This is a genomic window from Mycobacterium sp. NGS34, from assembly GCF_059812845.1.
This window is the reverse complement of record NZ_JCALDM010000009.1, coordinates 116,047-135,417: the sequence shown is the minus strand read 5'-3', so window position 1 is coordinate 135,417 and position 19,371 is coordinate 116,047. Positions and strand designations below refer to the sequence as shown.

16 protein-coding genes and 1 pseudogene are annotated in these 19,371 nt (G+C 62.5%); 7 read left to right on the top strand and 10 right to left on the bottom strand.

The window, feature by feature from the left end; genetic code table 11:
• Positions 1-328: 328 nt before the first annotated feature.
• Positions 329-1,510: an amidohydrolase family protein gene (locus AC5Y7V_RS21995; protein ID WP_499882137.1), complete on the bottom strand. Its 1,182-nt coding sequence runs from the start codon at positions 1,508-1,510 to the stop codon at positions 329-331.
• Positions 1,511-1,873: 363 nt separating this feature from the next.
• On the opposite strand from AC5Y7V_RS21995, the gene AC5Y7V_RS21990 reads away from it, so the two are divergent.
• Together AC5Y7V_RS21990 and AC5Y7V_RS21985 are read left to right on the top strand one after the other, a co-directional pair.
• Entirely contained in the window at positions 1,874-2,980 is a 1,107-nt protein-coding gene (locus AC5Y7V_RS21990; RefSeq protein ID WP_499882136.1) for an LLM class flavin-dependent oxidoreductase, read from the top strand.
• Positions 2,973-3,563: a carboxymuconolactone decarboxylase family protein gene (locus tag AC5Y7V_RS21985; RefSeq protein ID WP_499882135.1), complete on the top strand. Its 591-nt coding sequence runs from the start codon at positions 2,973-2,975 to the stop codon at positions 3,561-3,563. The genes AC5Y7V_RS21990 and AC5Y7V_RS21985 overlap by 8 nt, the downstream gene beginning before the upstream one ends.
• Positions 3,564-3,640: 77 nt before the next feature.
• Here AC5Y7V_RS21985 and AC5Y7V_RS21980 read toward each other — a convergent pair whose 3' ends face one another.
• From AC5Y7V_RS21980 to AC5Y7V_RS21970, 3 genes are all read right to left on the bottom strand, one after another.
• Positions 3,641-5,437, bottom strand: coding sequence for an acyl-CoA dehydrogenase (locus AC5Y7V_RS21980; protein WP_499882134.1), 1,797 nt, complete (start codon positions 5,435-5,437; stop codon positions 3,641-3,643).
• 75 nt (positions 5,438-5,512) lie between these two features.
• Positions 5,513-7,090 (bottom strand): AMP-binding protein, encoded by a 1,578-nt coding sequence (locus AC5Y7V_RS21975; RefSeq protein ID WP_499882133.1) that lies wholly within the window; start codon positions 7,088-7,090, stop codon positions 5,513-5,515.
• Complete coding sequence (locus AC5Y7V_RS21970) at positions 7,060-8,220, bottom strand: aromatic ring-hydroxylating oxygenase subunit alpha (RefSeq protein WP_499882132.1); 1,161 nt, start codon at positions 8,218-8,220, stop codon at positions 7,060-7,062. Before AC5Y7V_RS21970 ends, AC5Y7V_RS21975 begins: the two co-directional genes overlap by 31 nt.
• Positions 8,221-8,598: 378 nt before the next feature.
• On the opposite strand from AC5Y7V_RS21970, the gene AC5Y7V_RS21965 reads away from it, so the two are divergent.
• A complete protein-coding gene (locus AC5Y7V_RS21965) occupies positions 8,599-8,922 on the top strand; it encodes a hypothetical protein (RefSeq protein ID WP_499882131.1) in 324 nt (107 codons plus the stop codon).
• Between the two features lie 290 nt (positions 8,923-9,212).
• Positions 9,213-9,992: an enoyl-CoA hydratase/isomerase family protein gene (locus AC5Y7V_RS21960; RefSeq protein ID WP_499882130.1), complete on the top strand. Its 780-nt coding sequence runs from the start codon at positions 9,213-9,215 to the stop codon at positions 9,990-9,992.
• Between the two features lie 9 nt (positions 9,993-10,001).
• Here the strand turns inward: AC5Y7V_RS21960 and AC5Y7V_RS21955 are convergent.
• Positions 10,002-10,121: pseudogene (locus AC5Y7V_RS21955) on the bottom strand (SDR family oxidoreductase); the annotation flags it as partial.
• Between the two features lie 77 nt (positions 10,122-10,198).
• Entirely contained in the window at positions 10,199-10,849 is a 651-nt protein-coding gene (locus AC5Y7V_RS21950; protein ID WP_067923963.1) for a TetR/AcrR family transcriptional regulator, read from the bottom strand.
• A 177-nt stretch (positions 10,850-11,026) separates the two neighbouring features.
• On the opposite strand from AC5Y7V_RS21950, the gene AC5Y7V_RS21945 reads away from it, so the two are divergent.
• Positions 11,027-11,788, top strand: coding sequence for an SDR family NAD(P)-dependent oxidoreductase (locus AC5Y7V_RS21945; protein ID WP_067923837.1), 762 nt, complete (start codon positions 11,027-11,029; stop codon positions 11,786-11,788).
• Between the two features lie 135 nt (positions 11,789-11,923).
• Here AC5Y7V_RS21945 and AC5Y7V_RS21940 read toward each other — a convergent pair whose 3' ends face one another.
• The 3 genes from AC5Y7V_RS21940 to AC5Y7V_RS21930 are packed head-to-tail and all read right to left on the bottom strand — an operon-like array spanning position 11,924 to position 14,939.
• Complete coding sequence (locus AC5Y7V_RS21940; RefSeq protein ID WP_499882129.1) at positions 11,924-13,066, bottom strand: acyl-CoA dehydrogenase family protein; 1,143 nt, start codon at positions 13,064-13,066, stop codon at positions 11,924-11,926.
• A 5-nt stretch (positions 13,067-13,071) separates the two neighbouring features.
• Positions 13,072-14,127 (bottom strand): acyl-CoA dehydrogenase family protein, encoded by a 1,056-nt coding sequence (locus tag AC5Y7V_RS21935; RefSeq protein WP_499882128.1) that lies wholly within the window; start codon positions 14,125-14,127, stop codon positions 13,072-13,074.
• Positions 14,124-14,939, bottom strand: coding sequence for an acetoacetate decarboxylase family protein (locus AC5Y7V_RS21930; protein ID WP_499882127.1), 816 nt, complete (start codon positions 14,937-14,939; stop codon positions 14,124-14,126). The genes AC5Y7V_RS21935 and AC5Y7V_RS21930 overlap by 4 nt, the downstream gene beginning before the upstream one ends.
• A gap of 217 nt (positions 14,940-15,156) precedes the next feature.
• Between AC5Y7V_RS21930 and AC5Y7V_RS21925 the strand changes: the two genes are divergently transcribed.
• Positions 15,157-16,176, top strand: a complete 1,020-nt coding sequence (locus AC5Y7V_RS21925) for a TIGR03617 family F420-dependent LLM class oxidoreductase (protein WP_499882126.1) — start codon at positions 15,157-15,159, stop codon at positions 16,174-16,176.
• A gap of 362 nt (positions 16,177-16,538) precedes the next feature.
• On the opposite strand, the gene AC5Y7V_RS21920 is transcribed toward AC5Y7V_RS21925, so the two are convergent.
• Entirely contained in the window at positions 16,539-17,444 is a 906-nt protein-coding gene (locus AC5Y7V_RS21920) for an alpha/beta fold hydrolase (protein WP_499882125.1), read from the bottom strand.
• A gap of 889 nt (positions 17,445-18,333) precedes the next feature.
• Here AC5Y7V_RS21920 and AC5Y7V_RS21915 point away from each other — a divergent pair.
• The gene (locus tag AC5Y7V_RS21915) at positions 18,334-19,164 is read left to right on the top strand and encodes an enoyl-CoA hydratase/isomerase family protein (protein WP_197514468.1); all 831 of its coding nucleotides are present in this window, start codon (positions 18,334-18,336) and stop codon (positions 19,162-19,164) included.
• Positions 19,165-19,371 lie beyond the last annotated feature (207 nt).

Sequence of the window (19,371 nt, the reverse complement as noted above, 5' to 3'; positions counted from 1 at the left end):
GGATCAACAACCTCAAGCGAAGCTACGGCTGGACCGGACCGAACTGACCGGCATCGCGGGCGCCCGGACCTGGTGTGGACACGGGGTCTTCGCCCACAACCTGGTCAAGATCAGCACCCTGGCCGCATGAAATCGACACCACAGCCAACCGAGCATCCCGAAATCAGGACGTGACCAACCACCACTACCCCGGCAAACCGTTTTTCAGGTCTTAGTAGCTAGGCCCCGACTACAACGCTGCGCATCACGAACACCTGCACGTCGACGCAGATATCTGCCGCGAGGTGGCGGCAGGCTTAACGGCGAACCGGCAGCCGACTGCCGGGGTTCAGTTCATCAGTAGCTCGCGCAGGTTGTCACGCATGATCCGGTGCACGCAACCCGGGTCCAGGTCGGTGAGCCCCTCCGCGAATTCGGCTGGCTGGGCCAGCCCCTCCGCGTGGGGATAATCCGAGCCCATCAACACGCGGTTCGCGCCGATGCGCTTGACCAGTTCGGGCGTGTTGTCCTCGTGAAAGGGAACGACATAGACATTGCGCTTGAACATCTCCGATGGGCGATCAGGGAGCGTGCCGCCCGGCCAATCGCCAAAACGTCCCCACCACGCTGCCTTGTTGAGCGTCTTCAACAGATAGGGGACCCATCCACAGCCATGCTCGACGCTGATGACCCGCAGTCCCGGGAAGCGGCCGAACAGATTGTGCAGGACCATCGCCGCGAGCGTGGTCATGATGGGAATCTCGACGTGGAACATCGCGAACTGCAACGCCGAGGTGTCGCGCGTTCCCGGCCGGGGCTTCTCGCCCCACACGGTCGACGCGTCGAAGAAACCGGCTGACACGTGGAACCCAACCGGCACTTTCGCCTCCTCGAGGCGCGCCCAGAACGGGTCGAACTTGGGATCGGCAATCGAACAGGGCTGTGCTCCGCCACCCGGGGCCGGTCGCAGATAGACGACTTTCACGCCCGCCTTGAGCAGGCGGTCCAGTTCTTCCACGGCCAGGTCCGCGTCGGCCAGCGACAGACACCCCGTGCCGAAAATGCGGCCATTGCTGCCGAAGCCCCAGTCTTCCTCGACCCAGCGGTTATACGACCTCAGGTTGGCATACAGCACCTCGGGGTTGTCGAGCAGATCCTGCTCGATCCCATTCGCCATCGACGGGAATAGGATCGTGCCCTCGACGTTCTGGCTGTCCATCAGCTCAAGCCGCGCCTGCTGGTCATGGAAAGCCGGCAACATCGACGATTCGTCCCGCGCATCGTCGAAACCGCCCAGCTCGGGATTATTCAGGATTTCCTTGAACGAACCCGGAGCCTCGGTCTTGTCGAACTTGACGTTGCAGAAGGTCAGAACCTTGTCACCGCAATGCCAGTATTCCTTGCCATCGGGGTGCATCCGGGCCTGGATCGCGACATCCTTGTACTTGGACTCGATATGACGGCTGAAGCAGTCCCGGACCTCATAGAAGTGATTGTCTGCATCCCACAGACCATAAGGCTCGCTGGTCACGTCACACACTCTCCATTCCATTTCGTTTGATCTTGTTCCCAGCGCTCGCGCCGACGGGCGAGAGGGCCAGAGCACGTCGAGTATTCATATAGTTAGCCTATAGAACATCATATCGGTAGCCTATGGAACGATCAGGCGCGCGTCAATGGCTTTCTAGCGAGGCACAGATTCTTGTACTAAGTAGATTACTCCGCCGGTGGGGCGCACAGATGACCCTCGACAGGGTCGTCGAACAGCTTGAATCTGGTGCGCCGAGAAGCGTTCACCCGTATGGAAAGCGCTTAAGGGGTGGATGGATTGACAAATAAATTCTACTATATGGTAGAATCTAGCCGTCAATCGGACTTCAGATAGGTCAAGCACATGCATGTTGGCAAGAGTGTCTTCTTTCAGAATCCCGACGAGGATCGTTCCGACTCGGCGCTTTACAAGCATGAGATAGCGCTGGCAGAACAGGCCGAGCCGCTGGGCTTCGAGTCTTTGTGGATCGCCGAGCACCACTTCGGTGGCTACGACGTGTCGCCAAACACGTTGCAGCTGTTGACTTATCTGGCGGCCAAGACTAAGCACGTCCGGCTGGGACCTTCGGTGGTGGTGCTTCCGTGGCATGAGCCGCTGCGGGTCGCTGAGGAGCTCTCGGTGCTTGACCACCTGTCGAACGGTCGTCTGTTGCTCGGCATCGGCCGCGGCCTGGGCCGTCACGAATTCGAGGGCTTCCGGCTGAACATGGGGGAGTCGCGCCAGCGCTTCCAGGAGTATGCACAGGGCATCCTCAACGCCTTCGACACGGGAGTCATCGAGTCGGACGGTGAACTCTGGAAGCAGCCGCCCGTGCAACTTCGACCCCAGCCGCTGGCTCCGCTGCGCAACCGCACATACGCATCTTCGGTGTCGCCTGAATCGATGGACATCGTCGCTGAACTCGGTGCGGGTATCATGGTGATCGCCCAAAAGCCGTGGGATGTAACGGTTGCCGACGTCAAGAAGTACAACGAGCGGTTCGTCGAGTTGAATGGTTACGAGCCGCCTAAACCGCTGCTGATGTCCTTTGTGATCGTGCACGAGTCCTCGTCCGCGGCACAGGAGCTGCACGAGCAATATCACTATCGGTACGCGAAATCGACGTTCGATTGGTACGAGTTCAGCAATCCCGGCCTAGCGAAGGTTCCCGGTTACGAGTATTACGGCAAGTTCGCCGCCAACATCGAAAAGCACGGGGCGGATAGCTTCGTGAAATTCCTCGCCGAATTGCAGGTCTATGGCACTCCGGACGAGGTGGTGGAACAGTTGACCGACCATGTTCGTCGCATCGACGGCGTCGGGATGACTTCGGTACTGTCCTTCGCGGGAATGAGCCCCGAAATCGGTGCGGCCAATCAGAAATTGTTTGCAGAGCAGGTGCTGCCGCGCCTGAAGGGCATCGACACGGAGCGTGCGTTCCCACCCGTTGCCGTCTCGGCGCATGCCTGAGGGCGTGGCGTCGGCCGGAGAGGTCCACTCCGAACTGCGCATCGCGCCGCTCCCGATCGAAGAGCGCGATAACGTGACTAACGAGCTGCTCGATAAAGTCGGGCCGGGTCGTGACCTCAATCTGTTCACAACCCTTGTGCGACACCAGCGGCTGTTTCGGCGCTGGCTGCCGCTGTGCGGTGGCCTGCTCAGCGGGAAGTTGTCGGCCCGTGACCGGGAATTGCTCATCCTGCGGACCGCCGATCGCTGCGGGGCCGCCTACGAATGGGCGCATCACCTGGTGTTTGCCGCGGACGCCGGGTTGACCTCCGAGGAGGTCAACCGGGTCCACGCCGGTGCCGGCGCCGAGGGCTGGACGGAACTGGAGTCGGCGCTGGTGAGAAGCGCCGACGAACTCCATGATGAGTGCGAGATCTCAGCGTCGACGTGGTCGGTTCTGGCGGCGCACTACGACCAGGAGCAGCTGATCGAGGTGCCGATGGTGGTTGGGCACTACCACATGCTGGCCTTCGCGGCGCGCTCGTTCGGCGTGGCGATCGAGCCCGCCTACCGGCCCGTCTCAGCGTCGCGCGCCGTCGAATGACCCAGGAGCGAGTGCCCTCATACCGGTGACGCGCGCCCAGGCCAGCTTTCGCCGGCGAAATGTCGACCGGACGCGTTTTAAAACCATTCCGCCTTCATGTCGACGGTCGTGCTGTCGAGGGTTTCGAGCAGATTGAGCTGGGGATCGACGCGGGGCAGTTCGTAACGGAAGAAGAACCTGCCGGCCTGCACCTTGCCAGCGTGAAAGTCAGTGTTCTTCGGCGCGCTGGTGATCAACAGCTCGAGCCACATCCACGCAATCACCAAGTGGCCGAACGCCTCGAGATAGATCGCGCTGTTTGCCAGCGCCAGTTCCCGATCGGATTCGCCGACCAGTTTCGTCGTTATTCCGACGAGACGGACCCACCGTTGAGCCAGCTGATCGGCGAGGTGCCCGAGTTCCCCATCCAGGGCGGTCGCACCGTCAATCGCCTTGCCGATGCGGTCGGACACCAAGGCCAGGCTTGCGCCGTCGTGCTGAGTCACTTTGCGGCCGAGCAGGTCGAGGCTCTGAATGCCGTGTGTACCTTCATGTATTGGATTCAAGCGGTTATCGCGGTAGTGCTGCTCCACGTCGTAGTCGCGGGTATATCCGTAACCTCCGTGTACCTGGATCGCAAGATCGTTGGCCGCTACGCACCATTGCGAGGGCCAGCTCTTGGCAATCGGGGTCAGCACGTCCAGCAGCAGCGCCGCTTCTTCAGCCTCTTTGCTGTCCTCACTGCTGGCACGGGTGTCGATCAAGTATCCGCAATACAGCGCGAAGGCCAAAGCGCCTTCGACATAGGCTTTTTGAGCTAGCAGCATTCGCCGGACGTCGGCATGCTCGATGATCGGCACGGGCTTGTCTGGCGCGGATTTGCGGCCCGGAACGCGGCCCTGCAACCGCTCATTCGCGTATCGCACGGACTTGAGGTAGCCGGTGTACCCCAGTGCAACGGCGCCGATGCCGACGCCAAGCCGAGCCTCGTTCATCATGTGGAACATGTAAGAGATACCGGCGTTGGGTCGGCCAACCAGGTACCCCACCGCACCTGCTGAACCCAACGGGCGATGGGCACCCTCACCGAAGTTCAGGACGGTGTTCGTTGTGCCGCGGTATCCCATCTTGTGATTGAGTCCACCAAGGGAGACGTCGTTTCGTTCTCCGATCGCGGCGTCGTCGTCGACCAGGAACTTGGGCACGATGAACAAGGAAAGCCCTTTGACCCCCGCCGGCGACCCGGCGATGCGCGCGAGGACCAGATGCACGATGTTCTCGGTCATCTCGTGCTCACCGCCCGAAATCCACATTTTGCTGCCGAAAAGTCGGTAGTGGCCATCATCGGTGGGTTCGGCGCGGGTGCTGACGTCGGCGAGCGACGACCCGGCTTGCGGCTCGGAGAGACACATGGTGCCCGAAAACCGGCCGGCGAGCATAGGTTTGACGAAGAGCTCGTGGTCGCGCGTGCTCCCATATGTGGCCAGCAAGTTCGCATTGGCCATGGTGAGCATTAGATAGGCTGCGGTACTGACATTGGCGGCGTGAAACCAGGCGAAGCCGGCGCTTGCCACGGTGACGGGTAGCTGCGCGCCGCCGAGTTCGTAATCCATGCTCATCCCGATGAGGTCGGCGGCCGCGAATGCATCGAGCGCTCGCTTCACCTCGGGGTTGACGTGGACGTGACGTCCATCAAAGGTCGGTTCCCTGGTGTCGTTGAGCTTGTTGTGCGGCGCGAAGTACTTCTCGGCGAGTTGCTCGCAGAGGTCGAGGACCCCGTCGAATGTCTCCCTGCTGTGGTCGGAGTAGCGCTCACGCTTCGGCAGCTCGTCCACACCCAGCCACTCGTAGAGCAGGAAATCGACGTCGCGCCGTGAGATGAGGTCGTTGGGCATGGACGCTCCCTACTTTTCGATCGTGGCGGCACAGCACATGGCGCCGGTGACGAGCCCGACGGTGCCGGTAGCCAATTAGACTGTTAAATCGGGCGACTGCAGCTTCTGACGCCACTGTTCTCGCAGTGCGAATTTCTGCACCTTGCCGGTGCCAGTCTTCGGCAGCGCCTCGAACACTATTCGCTTGGGCACCTTGAACCCACCGAGTTGCTCCCGGACGTGTCTTTCGATGTCGGCCTGGTCGGCGGTTGCTCCCGGATGCAGGGTGATGTGTGCAACCGGAACCTCGCCCCAACGATCGTCGGGCACGGCGACGACGGCAACCTCGAGCACCGACTCGTGCGAGGCGATAGCGTTTTCCACTTCGATCGAGGAGATGTTCTCGCCGCCGGAAATGATGATGTCCTTGCTGCGATCGCGGAGTTCGAGATAACCGTCTTCGTGGAGTACGCCGAGATCACCGGTGCGGAACCACCCGTCGGGCACGGCAGCTTCAGTTGCCTCAGGGTCTTTGAAATAGCCGGCCATCACATTGTTTCCGCGGATCGCGACCTCGCCCATGGTTCGCCCGTCCCTCGGTACGTCATCACCATTCGCATCAAGGACCCGGACGGGTTGCGAGACGATGTTGCACACCCCCTGCCGGGCTTTGAGTCGCGCGCGCCGCGGTGCGTCGTATGAATCCCACGATCGCTGCCACTCGCAGATAACCACCGGCCCATAGGTTTCAGTGAGACCGTAAAGGTGTACGACGTCTATGTTGAGCTCGGCGAGACGCGCCAGGATGGTGGGCGTCGGGGGTGCTCCACCGGTACCGATGAGTAGATTGCGCGGAGGGACGAGCCCATGGGCCGCATCGCCGTACGCGATTGAGTTCAGGACCACGGGCGCGCCATTGAGATGAGTGACCCCCTCGTCGTCGATCAGGCGCCAAATCTCCGTGTGATCGACCGATCGCAAGCAGATGTGGGCCCCGCCCGCAGCGGTGACGGCCCATGTGAAGCACCACCCATGGCAGTGGAACATCGGCAATGTCCACAACATCTTCGAGTTGTTCTCCAGGTGCATCTGCGTGGCCATCGCGACAGACTGCAGGTATGCCCCGCGGTGGTGATACATGACGCCCTTGGGCTTGCCAGTTGTGCCACTGGTGTAGTTGAGCGAGAGCAAGGCGTTCTCGTCCGTGATCGGCTGGATTCGAGGCTCCGCCTCGACGAGCAGCTGTTCGTATTCGTCATTCTCCCCGCCGCAACACACCAGTTTCATCCGCGAGTCGACGATGTCCGATACTGCGTGGGCCAGTGTCGAAAGTGAACTGTCGTAGATGAGGACGGTCGCTTCAGCATGGTCGATGATCCAGGCGAGCTCATGCGCAGACAGCCGGATGTTGAGCGTGAGCAAAGGTGAGCCGGACCACGGCACGCCGTAGTGCGCTTCGAGCAACACGTGGCTGTTCGGCGCAAGAATCGCCACGGCTTTTCCGCCGGCGAGGTCGATGAGCGCCCCGGCCAGCCGCGTACTGCGGTCGAGCAGCTCGCGATAACTGAACGTGCGTTCACCGTCGATGACGGCCGTATTGTCGCCGTAAATGGTGGCGGCGCGACGCAAGAAGCTGACCGGCGTCAGCGGCTCGAACCAGAATTCACTTTGCACAAGGCTTCGGCAATCTGTTCGTGGAAATGGATCAACCCCAGTTCGTTCTGGCCGAACACCAGCGAATCGACACTACCGCTGTCCAACCCCGACTGGATCTTCTTACACATCGGAAAGTCTTCCTGACCGGTGACTTGCATCAGGATGTCGAGATTGAGAATCCACTTCTTGATCGTTTCGTCGTTGGGCGGTTCCGGTGCATAGATGCTCGTTTCCACCACCGAGCTGCCCGGCGTGTCGTGAGGGAAGATCCGCCATACCTCGAAATGGTCGAGCTGATGCACGACGAGAGTATTGGGGAAGACGACGTAGTGAATCGTGGCGTGCGGCGGAAACTGCCAGGTGCTCGGGTCCTGGCCGATGTCATCAATCGATTTTCGGACGCCGATGCTGCGGCAGTGCTGATCAAAGGCGTCGAACAGCTGGGGGTGCGAGTGGTAGAGCCGCGAAATCGAAGAGTTGTGCAGCGAAAAGACGTGATATGTCTCGAGGAAGGTGTCGACGATCATCTTCCAGTTGGCGTGTTGAATTGCCTTGCGTGTTTCCACGTGGTGGAAGTTGGCCAGCCCAAAACTGTCCAGATCCTCGCTCAACCGACCGAGGTAGGCATCGGCGTCCACGGGGCCGCCGTCGAGCCGGGCCAGGATGAGACCGTGCGATTCGTCAGACGACACTTCCTTCAGGTCGAACGACTCGCCCTCCACGCCGAAGTAGTCCTTGGCAACCGGCTTACGTATGTTCTTGCCGTCCAGCGAGTACAACCACGCATGGAACGGGCAGCTCAGGTTTCGCGCACCCTTTCTGCGGCAGTCGGGTTCGACGAGGGGTGCACCGCGATGCCGGCACGCGTTGATGAATACCCTGGCGCGTCCGTCTTTGGCCCGAGTCACCAGCAGCGGCACCCCGTCGATGTGCGTCGCCAGTACTGTGCCCGGATCCGGTACATCGGCCGTCAGACCCACGACGATGGGGTGACTGCGGAATAGTTGTTGGCGTTCCCGCTCCAGCTGTTCGCGTGACGTGTACTCGCCGGCGGGCATCATCTGCGGGCCATCGCTCAGTTGTGTGGACTTCGCCTCAGCGAGCTTGCGGAAGCGCTCGATGAGCTCGTGTTGGACAGCGACCTGCATTGTTTCGATCCTCGACGTCTGTTGAAGGCTGCCATTGAAAAACTTTCTATATCCGAGTAGATTCTAACCGTAGCAAGGTGATGAGGCAAGCGCACTGGATCTCGAAGCTGCGTTGGCCCTGAACTTCGTCGAAGGGCGCATCCGATGACTTCGTCAATCGCGAGTTCGGCGGACAGCTCCACCATCGTGCATGCTGCTCGTCGCTTCCGTGTGGCGCTAATGGTCTCTGAGGCCGAGCGTGCCGCAATTGCGAACTCGGCGAAGAGCCGGAGAAGTTCGCTGCCCGGCTCTGGGGGCCGGATTTTCCTGCGTCCAGCCACAATCGTGGCGGCCACCGACCTTCGGCAAGCCCAGAAGCGGGTTCGTGAGGAGCGCGCGGTGCGGCACAAACGCGGACGTCTGCCTCGTCCGATCTTGTTGGCCGTCAACGCATGTGTCGAGGTCGACAACACCACGGCGTGCCGTCGGATGCGTAACGGGACTGATGCGACGGGAGACGGGCTGTCCTACGCGGGTACGGCGCGTGGGTTGGCCGGTTTGGTCTTCGACATCCATCACCTCGATCTCGCGGACGGTGTCGTGTTACGTTCGCCGGCGGGGTGGACCGCCGCGACCTACGCCGAGATCGCCAAGGAGTTGGGCAAGCGTGGTTACCAGCCGCTGGTGATGGTCGCCGATCCCGAGATGCCCTGGGCGTCATAACGAAAGGCTGCTTAAGTGATGGCCATTCGACCGTAAGCCTCGGGTACGCGGGGTACCGCGGAAGGCAAGCGAGTCTACGGGGCATCCGCGGGCGGCCACGTGCGGGCGATATGACGGATCCCTTTCGCGCCTACCCGCAATGAGAACCATTTGGTGTCACGGTCTGCCGCCCGAATGAAGCCTCACGATGGGCTAGAATCTGTTTCTGATTCGATAACTCAGGGGTGGCAAGATATCGACCGCATAACTTGTGCCACCGGTGGTCAGCCGACCGTTTCGAAGGGGCGATGATGGAACTGGAAACGCTGCTCTACGAGTTCGACTGTCATGTTGCGACCATCACGCTCAATCGACCCGACCGGCTAAACGCCTTCAATCAGCGTATGTGCGAGGATTTCTCGCAAGTCTGGCGGCATGTCCGGCTCGATGACGAGGTGCACGCCGTCGTGGTGCGAGCGGCTGGTGAGCGCGCTTTCTGCACGGGCGTAGACACGGACGACACGCTGGAGATGGTGTCACGGCCCAATCTGTGGAGCCGCGAGGATCCCAGCAGTTATCTGTCCCCCAAGGCTAATCAGGTGTGGAAGCCGGTTATCTGCGCAGTCCATGGAATGGCGGCGGGTGGCGCGTTCTATTTGCTCAATGAGGCGGACATCATCATCAGCTCCCACGATGCGACGTTCTTCGATCCGCATGTGACTTACGGGCTTGCTGCCGTGCTCGAGCCTGTGGGGCTCGCCGCCCGGATGCCGCTGGGTGAAGTGCTGCGGATCGCGCTCATGGGTCTAAACGAGCGAATGTCGGCCAGCCGTGCCATGCAAATGGGCTTGGTATCGGAGGTCACCGAGCGTGAGGAGCTTTGGCCACGTGCCGACGAGATCGCTCACCAAATCGCGGCCAACGAGCCCCTGGCGGTGCAGGGAACGGTCAAGGCGATCTGGGACTCACTCGACGTCGGACGTACCGATGCCATCCGCAATGGTGTGCACTACACGCAGCTAGCCAACGGCGTGGAGACCGTGAAGGTGACTCGCGGTGGAGCCGGCAAGCCGCAATGGAGGTTGCGGTAGTCCTGCTACTCAGCGAAAGTCCGAGCCGCCATCCACGTTGAGATCCGCCCCTGTGGTGAAAGAGTTGAGTCGCGAGCCCAGCAGCGCGATCATCGGTGCGATCTCCTCGGGGCGCCCGGCGCGGCCGACGTATCCGAGAGCATCGCCGAACACTTTGTGTAGAAGCGCGCCGACTTCCTCGGCAGTGCGCAGCCCGAACGAAGGCCCTAGGCGCCGGCCTGCACCTGGACCGCATGATCCCGGATGGTGATCCCGTCGAACAGTGCTGAGATGAGAAGGCCGGCAACCTTTTCAGGGGATCGCTTGGCGCGGTCGGGCCATTCGACGGTCCAGTTCAGCGATCCCATAATGAGGAGCCTCAGGGTCTGCAGGTCGAGGTCGTCTCGAATTTCGCCAGCGTCGCGCGCGTCGCTGAGGAGTCCGTCCCAGAGCTTGCCGTAGGGCCGTTGGTCGACGCGGATGTGACGCTTGCGCAGCTCGTCGGGAAGCTGGCCGAGGATGCGTGCATTGGCTGCCGTGTAGTCGACGGCCTCGATCACGGCCTCGGCGTGCGCATGAATCGCGGCGCCAAGACGCGCGGTCGCCGAGGCTTCGGGGCCCAGGGCTTCGACGGCCGAGACGACGTGTTCGTGCGTCTTCTCGAGTCCGACGCGCAGCATCTCTGCGACTAGCGTGTCCTTCGAGTCGAAGTAGTAGTACAGGCTGCCTTGTTTGACATCGGCGGCCTCCGCGATGTCGGTGAGGCGCGTGCCGGCGTACCCGTTCTGGCTGAACACCCGTGCGGCGGAATCGAGGATCCGTGCGCGCGTTCGTGCTGACTTCGCGAATGGCACCCTGGTCCGGCTCTTCGTTGTCACCGCCCGAGTATACGAGAAACGGCGCATTTCTCGGGTCGTCGTCGACGCGTGCGGTGGGTCCGAGCCGCTTCCGTGTCGCTCGGCATCGGGACGTCGTGCACGATCGCGTAAGTAGCAGGGTGGGCCTGTATTCTATTCGCTAGTCGAAAGTAGGCGTTGTTCGGGAAGGGGTAAGCGGTGCGGATGGATGATTCCGTAGCGTTGGTCACCGGGGCCGCTTCCGGCCTGGGGCTTGCAGCCGCCGCAGCGTTGCGAGACAGTGGCGCGACAGTCGTCATCGCCGATCTGCCGTCTTCGGCCGGTCGAGCGGTTGCGGCCGACCTCGGCGATGACGTTCTGTTCGCGCCAACGGATGTATGCGACGAATCCACTGTCGAAGCGGCACTCGACCTTGCGCAGTCGGCCGGCGACTTGCGGATAGTCGTGAATTGCGCCGGGGTCGGTATCTCTCGTCGCGTGCTCGGCAGAGAAGGCGCACACCCGACGGCGGATTTCGCCAGGGTGATCGGCGTCAACTTGATCGGCACGTTCAATGTCATCCGGTCTGCGGTCGCCCGGATGACGACCACCCCGCTCGACGCCGAAGAGCGGGGTGTCATCGTGAATACCGCATCGATCGCCGCCTACGACGGGCAGATTGGCCAGGTCGCCTATTCTGCCTCGAAGGGAGGCGTCGCGGCGATGACGCTGCCGTTGGCCCGTGATCTGGCGAGTCATGCCATTCGCGTGATGGCTATCGCGCCGGGACTCTTCGAAACGCCATTACTCGGCGTCCTGCCCGACGAGGCACTCGGCGCGATGACCCGGGTAATACCCCATCCCAAACGTTTCGGAAGGCCGAGCGAATTCGGCCAGCTCGTCGTGCATATCACGCAGAACCCGATGCTCAACGGTGAAGTGGTGCGGCTCGACGCGGGCCTGCGAATGCCAGCCCGCTAGCGGTGACGAACCCGCGGGCCGCGCCCGGTTCGCCAACCCGTCGCCTGGACGCCGACCGTGGCGAAACATGGCTACCCTCGTTCGGTTGCAGGCCGGGCCGTCGGACCAACAGCCAAGGCGTCGAAGGCAATTGAGTCAGACGCATTTCGGAAGTCCAAGATGACGCTCCGCCACGATGTTGCGGTTGATCTCGGTAGTGCCCCCGCGGATCGTGCAAAGTGGTGCATGGCGGCCCTCGTACTCGATCCAACCATCCGCGGCTGCGCCAGCCTCGCCAAACCGAAGCAGACCCGCCGCTCCGGCGCGCTGTTGGAACCAATGGGCAGCCTTTTGATATGCCGTGGTCGCAAAGAGCTTGGTCATCGCACCTTCGACTACGGGCAACTCACCGCTCGCCGCCAGCCACGCCGACCGCTGTGTCAGCAGCTTCGCGACTTCATTGTCCATAGCGGTCTGGGCCATCTGCTGTCGTATCGCGGGGTCGCGCACCGCACCGGTGTCTTCGGCCCACTGCCGAAAATGCCGCAACAGCGCAACACCGCCGTTCGTCTCGCCGACGACACCGCGCTCGAACGACAACCCGACGCCCATCGCCGCCCAACCCTCGTTAACGCCTCCAAGGACCCATTCATCGCCCACGCGGACATCGTCGAAGAACGTCGCGTTGGTGCGCTCGGATCCGATCGTCCACACCGGTTCCACGGAAATGCCGGGAGTGTTCATGGGAAGCACGAACATGGTGAGACCGCGGTGCTTCGACACGGTCGGGTCCGTGCGCGTCAGAAGCAGGATCCAATCGGCTTCGTGGGCCATCGTCGTCCACATCTTGGATCCGTTGATCACCCACTGGCCGCCATCGCGTACTGCGCGCGTGGACACCGAGGCTACGTCACTTCCGCTGCCGGGCTCGCTGTAGCCAAGGCAGGCATAGGATTTCGCGGAAAGCAACGAGGAGAGGATGCGTTCTCGTTGGAAGTCGGACCCTAGCCGGTTGACCATCGCGGCAACAATCAGCATCACAGAAAGCGCGTCGTAGGGCACCGACGCCTTCTCCAGCTCGTTGACAAGGATCCAGAGTTCCATCGGATCACCCTTGCCCAGCCCCGGCACGGTACGTTCGAGCAGCCCTCGCCGTGCGAGCTCCTGATACAAGGCTGGGCAGGCGAACGTGCCGGTGCGGTGGTGTTCACCCCGGCGATCTGGTGTGTAAGTGAGGGCGATGACGTCCTTGATCTCCTGACGGAATGCCGCCGCCTCAGTGGAGAGATTGAAGTCCATTGGCGCTACCTCTCGCTCGACCTGTCGTCGATAGAAACTGCCCCGAACAACCGGTCCGCCAAGCGCCGGTACTGAGCAGCGGGGTCGCCGAGAACGAGCGGCCAGCCGCGCGCCCTCCGGTAGTACAAACCGATGTCGTACTCCTCGGCAAACCCGTACCCGCCGTGGTAGTGCAGCACACGGTCGGTGACCTGGGCCGCTACTTCGGTCGCGAACAGGTAGGCCATCAAAGCAAGCGATGTCGGATCGTTGACCTCGTTGTCGTCGACGTTGGTGATCCCCGGTGCGGTGGGATCCGAAGTGTCCATGGCCCACGCCGCCTTGAACGTGAGCAGCCGGGCGCCATCGATAAGCCCCGGCAAATCGGCCAATCCATGTTGCACCGCCTGGAACGTGCCGATCGGCCGGCCGAACTGCTCGCGCGACTTGACGTACTCGGCTCCGGTGTCGAGGCTCTTCGCGGCGATGCCGACGAGCGACGCGGCGGTGAGTATCTGCCACTCCGACAGCGCGCCTGACCACACTGACTTGTCGCCTAGGGTCGTTGCGGTGTCGTGGTCGAAGGTCCGGAAGGCCACGGGCATGCATGCGTGGTTTGCCGGCGCCACTCCGGGGGGCTCTGTGGACACGGCTACCGTGGCCTCGCCGCACGGGCCGACAACGGTGCGGGCGACCGCTCCGGCGGGAATGAGGCCCCAGTCGAGGCCGCGGGTTGGAAACTGCAGCGCGATCGTCGCAACCTCGTCTCCGGCGAGCAGCTCGGCGGACGGCTCCGGCAGGGCGCGCAAGGCGACCGTGTGTTCGATGATGGGAACGGGTGCCAGCGAACGCCCTACGCATTCGCCCACGACCACGAGGTCGGCGAGGGCGGCTCCGCCGCCCCCCTTCTCCGCCGCGACCCCCATGGCCGGGGCGTCCAGAGCGCACAGCTTCGACCACAGCTCCGAGTCGAAGCCGAGCGGCTCCGCTCGTCTGACGACCATCGATTCCGAAGTCTTTGCGAAGAACTCGGAAAACAGCTCTTCGACTGCCCGCTGATCGTCGCTGAGGTTGACCTTCAACGCGCCGAACCGCTCGCGGCGACAGCGGTGGTCGAGCTCCTCAGCGATCGCGTGCGGGGCAGAGCAGTGATCGTCGAGCGGTCGAAGGAGGAGGATCCTTCGATGACCATGGCCCGACGGAGTTGGAGTATCGGGAGAGAAGCCAAGGCTGACATTGCGCGTGCCCCGTTCGGAGCATCCTTCCACGAGGGTGAGGCCAACTCGAGTTCGGCCTCACCCACCTGCACGGAAGTGATCTGCGAACGCATCTGGCAACGAGTCACCTCGTCGACACCGGGGCTGTTCACGATAGGTGGGATGTAGCGAGAACAAAAGGCGTACCCGATGCTGCCCGCCTGCGCGATCTTGTCCAGCGCGACGTCGTCGACTGGCTTCGCGTTGCGTATTGTGCCGCGCGCCAACACCGTTCCGTACTCCGACATTTCCCACGATAGGTCGCCGGACTCGTCTCGTATCGGGCTGAAGTCTGCGCCCAGCTTGGCGAAGCCCGTGAACTCGCGGCCGACGGTGACCGGCCGAATCTGGTCGACCCACATCACGGGCCAGAAGTTCCCTCTGGTCGTCCCCTCCTCGCCGTTGTGGGTCACGCTGATACCGACGCACAGCTCTTCGTAGCCGTGACCTGCGAGGTAGTCCACCTGGTCGAATGAGCGCCTGCTGATGACGACCGTCGGCTGCTCCGGGAGGTCGAGCTCCGCCGGTACCAGTGGACGCACCGCGACCGGATCGGTGACGAAGGTGATGTCTAGCGCTCGGAGATATCCCCACTGTGATACCTGCGGAAGCTCCGTCGGCCCGAACACGATGGGCATCTCATAACGCTCGCCCGGGTGACACGTGAACCCCTGATCGGCTGACGACATCTCGAGTATTCCTTCCCTAGGTGGATCAAAATCTACCGAAAGTTCGATAATGCGACAAGAGGCGGTGGGAGTCCATTTCACCCTAGAATCTGTCGACAACTAGAATCTGCCAGTGCGGCGCTGGAAGCATCCCGCCGGTAACACCACCCCGCGATCAAGGAGAGTCATGGACGTCGACCTGGTTGCTCCGAATGACGTCGGTGCCCTGACCGCCGCGAAGAAAGCGGAAGCAGCCGGATATCGCGGAGTGTGGATGCCCGAGATGAAGCACGATCCGTTTCCGCTGCTGGCGATGTGCGCGCAGGACACAAGCACGGTTGCTCTGGGCACCAATATCGCCGTCGCGTTCGCTCGCAACCCTATGACCACAGCGCTGCTCGCGAACGACTTGCAGCTCTACTCCCGAGGTCGATTCATGCTGGGGCTGGGCTCGCAAGTGAAGGCTCATATCAGCCGCCGGTTCTGCATGCCCTGGTCAGCTCCGGCCGACCGGATGCGCGACTACGTCCTGGCCATCCGGGCGATCTGGGGGAGCTGGCGAACCGGCGAGCGACTTGACCATGAGGGGAAGTTCTACCGACATACGCTCATGACCTCGTTCTTCGATCCGGGGCCCAACCCACACGGCAATCCGCCGGTGCTTCTGGCAGGCGTTGGCCCCAAAATGTCGCGTGTTGCGGGGGAGGTCGCCGATGGCTTTCTCCTGCACAGCTTTACAACCGAGCGGTACCTCAGGTCCGTGACGTTGCCTGCGCTTATCGAGGGCCGGGCAGCCACGGGTCGAGACGATCTGGATGGTTTTCAGATCAGTGGAGCGGTGTTCGTCGTAACGGGTGAAACCGCGGCCGCTCGGGCTGCCGCCGATGCGGCGATGCGCAGCCGCATTGCTTTCTACGCGTCCACCCCCGCGTACCTTCCCGTCCTGCAGACCCACGGCTGGGAAGTGATCGGTGATGAGCTGCGGGCCATGATCAAGGCTGATCGCTGGAGCCAATTAGGCGAGGTTATCGATGACGAGATGCTCGACGCCTTCGCCGTTGTCGCCGATCCGCCGGATGTGGCGCGGGCGTTGACGGACAGATTCGGTTCCGTTTTGAGCCGGGTTGCCCTCGCTGCGCCATATGACACCTCGGAAGGGCTCTGGCAGCCGATTGTCGAGGAGTTGCGCGACTGGCGGCGTTCATGACTTGAAGCCCCTGACAGGGCTACAGGGAATTCTTTGAGCCCGCGTGTGCTTCAGGAACCTCAGTCATCGGCTCGCCGGCCGTTTCCTGCGGCCTCGTCCCTGGCATTGCTCAGCCGTCCCGATCAGTTCGTCTCCGAGCTGAGTGGTCTCTGCGAGCGTGGTCCGGGCGCGCAGACCGAGGTAGCCGTAGGCGATCTCGACGGCCCGCTCCCTGGCCGCTTCTCGTGACGGAAGTGCAGTGATCACGGGGGAGAGGTACCAGTCGATGTGCCGGGTGCCCATGAGTGCATTCGTGGCCGATTGCCAATGCTGGTCGCCGCCGTCGCAGGCAGTGCCGTCACATCCTCGCCGTATTCGCCTCGTCAGCGTGCAGTGTCGAACAGCTTGAGCCGCGAGCGCACCCGGCGCTCGAGGAAGTCGTCGAGCACGTTCTCGAAGACCGCGTTGTCGTCACCGGCCACCATGTGGTGCGCACCGGCAACCGACGCGAACTCGGCGTGCGGCACCAACTCTAGGAAGCGCACTGCGTCGCCGACGCTGAGCACATCGGACTCGCCGCCGCGCACCAGCAGAGTCGGCAGCCGCAGGTCCCGCGCCGCCGCACCCAGCCGGGCTGGGTCAATGAGCTGATCGCGCTGCACGGCCTGATCGTTCGGCGACGCCATAAACGCAGGGTCCCAATGCCAGTACCACCGGCCGTCCCGAAAGCGCAGGTTCTTTTTCAGGCCGTCGAGGTTGCGCGGCCGCGGTCGGTGAGGAACGTAGGCCGCGACGGCATCGGCGGCCTCCTCCAGCGTGCCGAAGCCGGCCTCGGCGTGCGACACCATGAATTCGCGGATCCGGCTCGTCCCCGCTGGTTGCAGGAACGGCGACACATCCACCAGGACCAAGCCGAGCGCGAGATCGGGCCGGACCCCGATCGCCGCCAACGAGGAATTGCCGCCTAGCGAGGCACCCACATAGACCGGTGGGCGGCCGAGGAAGTCGCCCACCCGGGTCACATCGTTGGCGAACCGGTCCAGCCCGTAGTAGCCGTCCGGGGACCAGCTGCTGTCGCCATGCCCACGCAGGTCGACCGTGATGGCATACCAGTTCTTGGCGCCAAGATCGGCAGCGGTCGAACCCCAGGAATGCCTGGTCTGGCCACCACCGTGCAGCAACACCACTGGCGGATCCGACGGATCACCATAGGCATCCCCGACCATGGTGACGTCACCCGCCGGAATCTTCAGCGCCGCGTGTGGTGGCCGGCGGCCGGTGTTGGTCATGTCGCTCCTCAACTAGTCGCTGGGTGTGAAGCCACCGCGTAAACCGTGCCAGGTTCTCGCAATACGCTCACACTGGGCACTCATCGTCATACGAGCTCACTCGCCTGGCCCCGAGCACGCCGACTCCGCCCTGGCTAGAGATGGCCGGTGCGACGGTCACCTGGCTGTTGCGGACTGGCTCTGCAGGTGGCTCCTGTTCCTAATCATGTTGCACTCCTGATGTTTTCGCCCAGGTCTCGGACATCTCGCGCCGCAGCACCTTGCCGGTCTCGGTGGCCGCAGATGATCGACGATTTCGATGCGATCCGGGATGGGCGACCCGGCCCGAGACTGCCATCTCGAGCAGCAGCGCAGTGCTCAGCTCCTAACCCTTCGCTAATCCGGCATATAGTTATATCCGTATCAAGGGCCACGAGTCCACTTCCGCTAAGGAGGCACGGAAACAGGCGTCGAGTCGCTCGGCATGGCCCATGGGGAGCAGCTCGTCCTGGCAATACGTGGACCCCTGGGTGCAGCCGCTCTGTTATCCGCAGTTGTCGACGAAATCTTGGGCGCTCTGGCCAAATTGAGCACTGGGATCTCCTCGATGACCGCGTGCTGCTGTCCAATAGTCAACATGACCAGGTGGTAGGGCACCGAGAACTGTCGATTGTCGAGTGCCGGATGGGTTCGAATGGAGTACATCCGGGCCGGCCGCTCCTCCGGGCTCAGCGGGACTGTCCGTTGACAGCGGCCACGGGTTCACCCCAAGGGTCGCGGCAGATGACTGTCAGATGGTGATTCACCGATCGGTATATCCCTGGAATTGAGCAGCTTCTACTGCGCAAGTGCAGGCCTTTTTGGCTGCTAATATGACAGTCCTATGTCATCAATCGCAGAAGAACGGTCCATGACGAAGGAAATCAGCGCAGGTGAGGCTCGACCGCCGGACGGCGACTGGCTGGGCACACCGTACCTGCGGTTCGAGCGCGAGGGTGCGCTAGCGATAGTCACACTGGATCGTCCGCACGCGCGCAACGCCATGACAGCGGCGATGTACTTCGGTATTCGCTACGCAGTCTCGCGAGTGGCTGCAGACGACAACTTGGCCGGTCTGCTGATAACGGGCACCGGCGACGTGTTCGCCCCCGGCGGCGATCTCGGGCACCGCGCCGAGGACAACTGGATGGAATTGGCTTTTGCCCTGGGAATGGACGTCACGCCTTTCGAGGCCTTGCGTCAGTCGCCCAAGCCGGTGGTATCCGCGGTCAACGGCCTGGCGCAGGGCGGCGGATTGCAGATTGCGATGTGCAGTGACATGGCGGTGGTGAGCGAGCGTGCGACTTTTCGCGTACCGGAGTTGTACCGCGGCATTGCTGATACCTACTACAGTCAGATGCTCGCACGGATCATTGGACCGGTTCGCACGCGGGACCTGATGTTCACCGGCCGGGTACTGTCGGCCGAGGAGGCGCTCGAATGGGGGATGATTTCCCGCGTCGTTCCTCACGCCGACTTGCTGACCACCGCGCGCGAGATACTCGCTCAATGCTGCCGAACCGCACCGCAGGCGCGCGCAGTGGTCAAGGGCAATCTCGACAACTACATGGGGCTGTACGACCGGATCAACATGTACCAAAGCGTCCTGGGGCCCGAGGCGCGAGAGGGCTTCACGGCGTTCAAGGAGAAACGGTCGCCGGAATGGGTCCATCCCGCGCTTCGCGTCGAAGGGCGGCTGTGACGACGATGGCGACGCACCACGGCGCCGCATCCCGCCTCAGGTGTTGGCCTCGGCCGTCACGCACCGGATCGAAATCACGCGGTGTATTCGATGGGCCTGAGTATGGCAGTTAACTGGCATCAGTCAATACGCTGCGATGCGATGGGCGTGATGGCATCGCGAGTGCAGGCGGTTGAGGAGTCCGCGATGAACGCGGCAGTTGCGTTA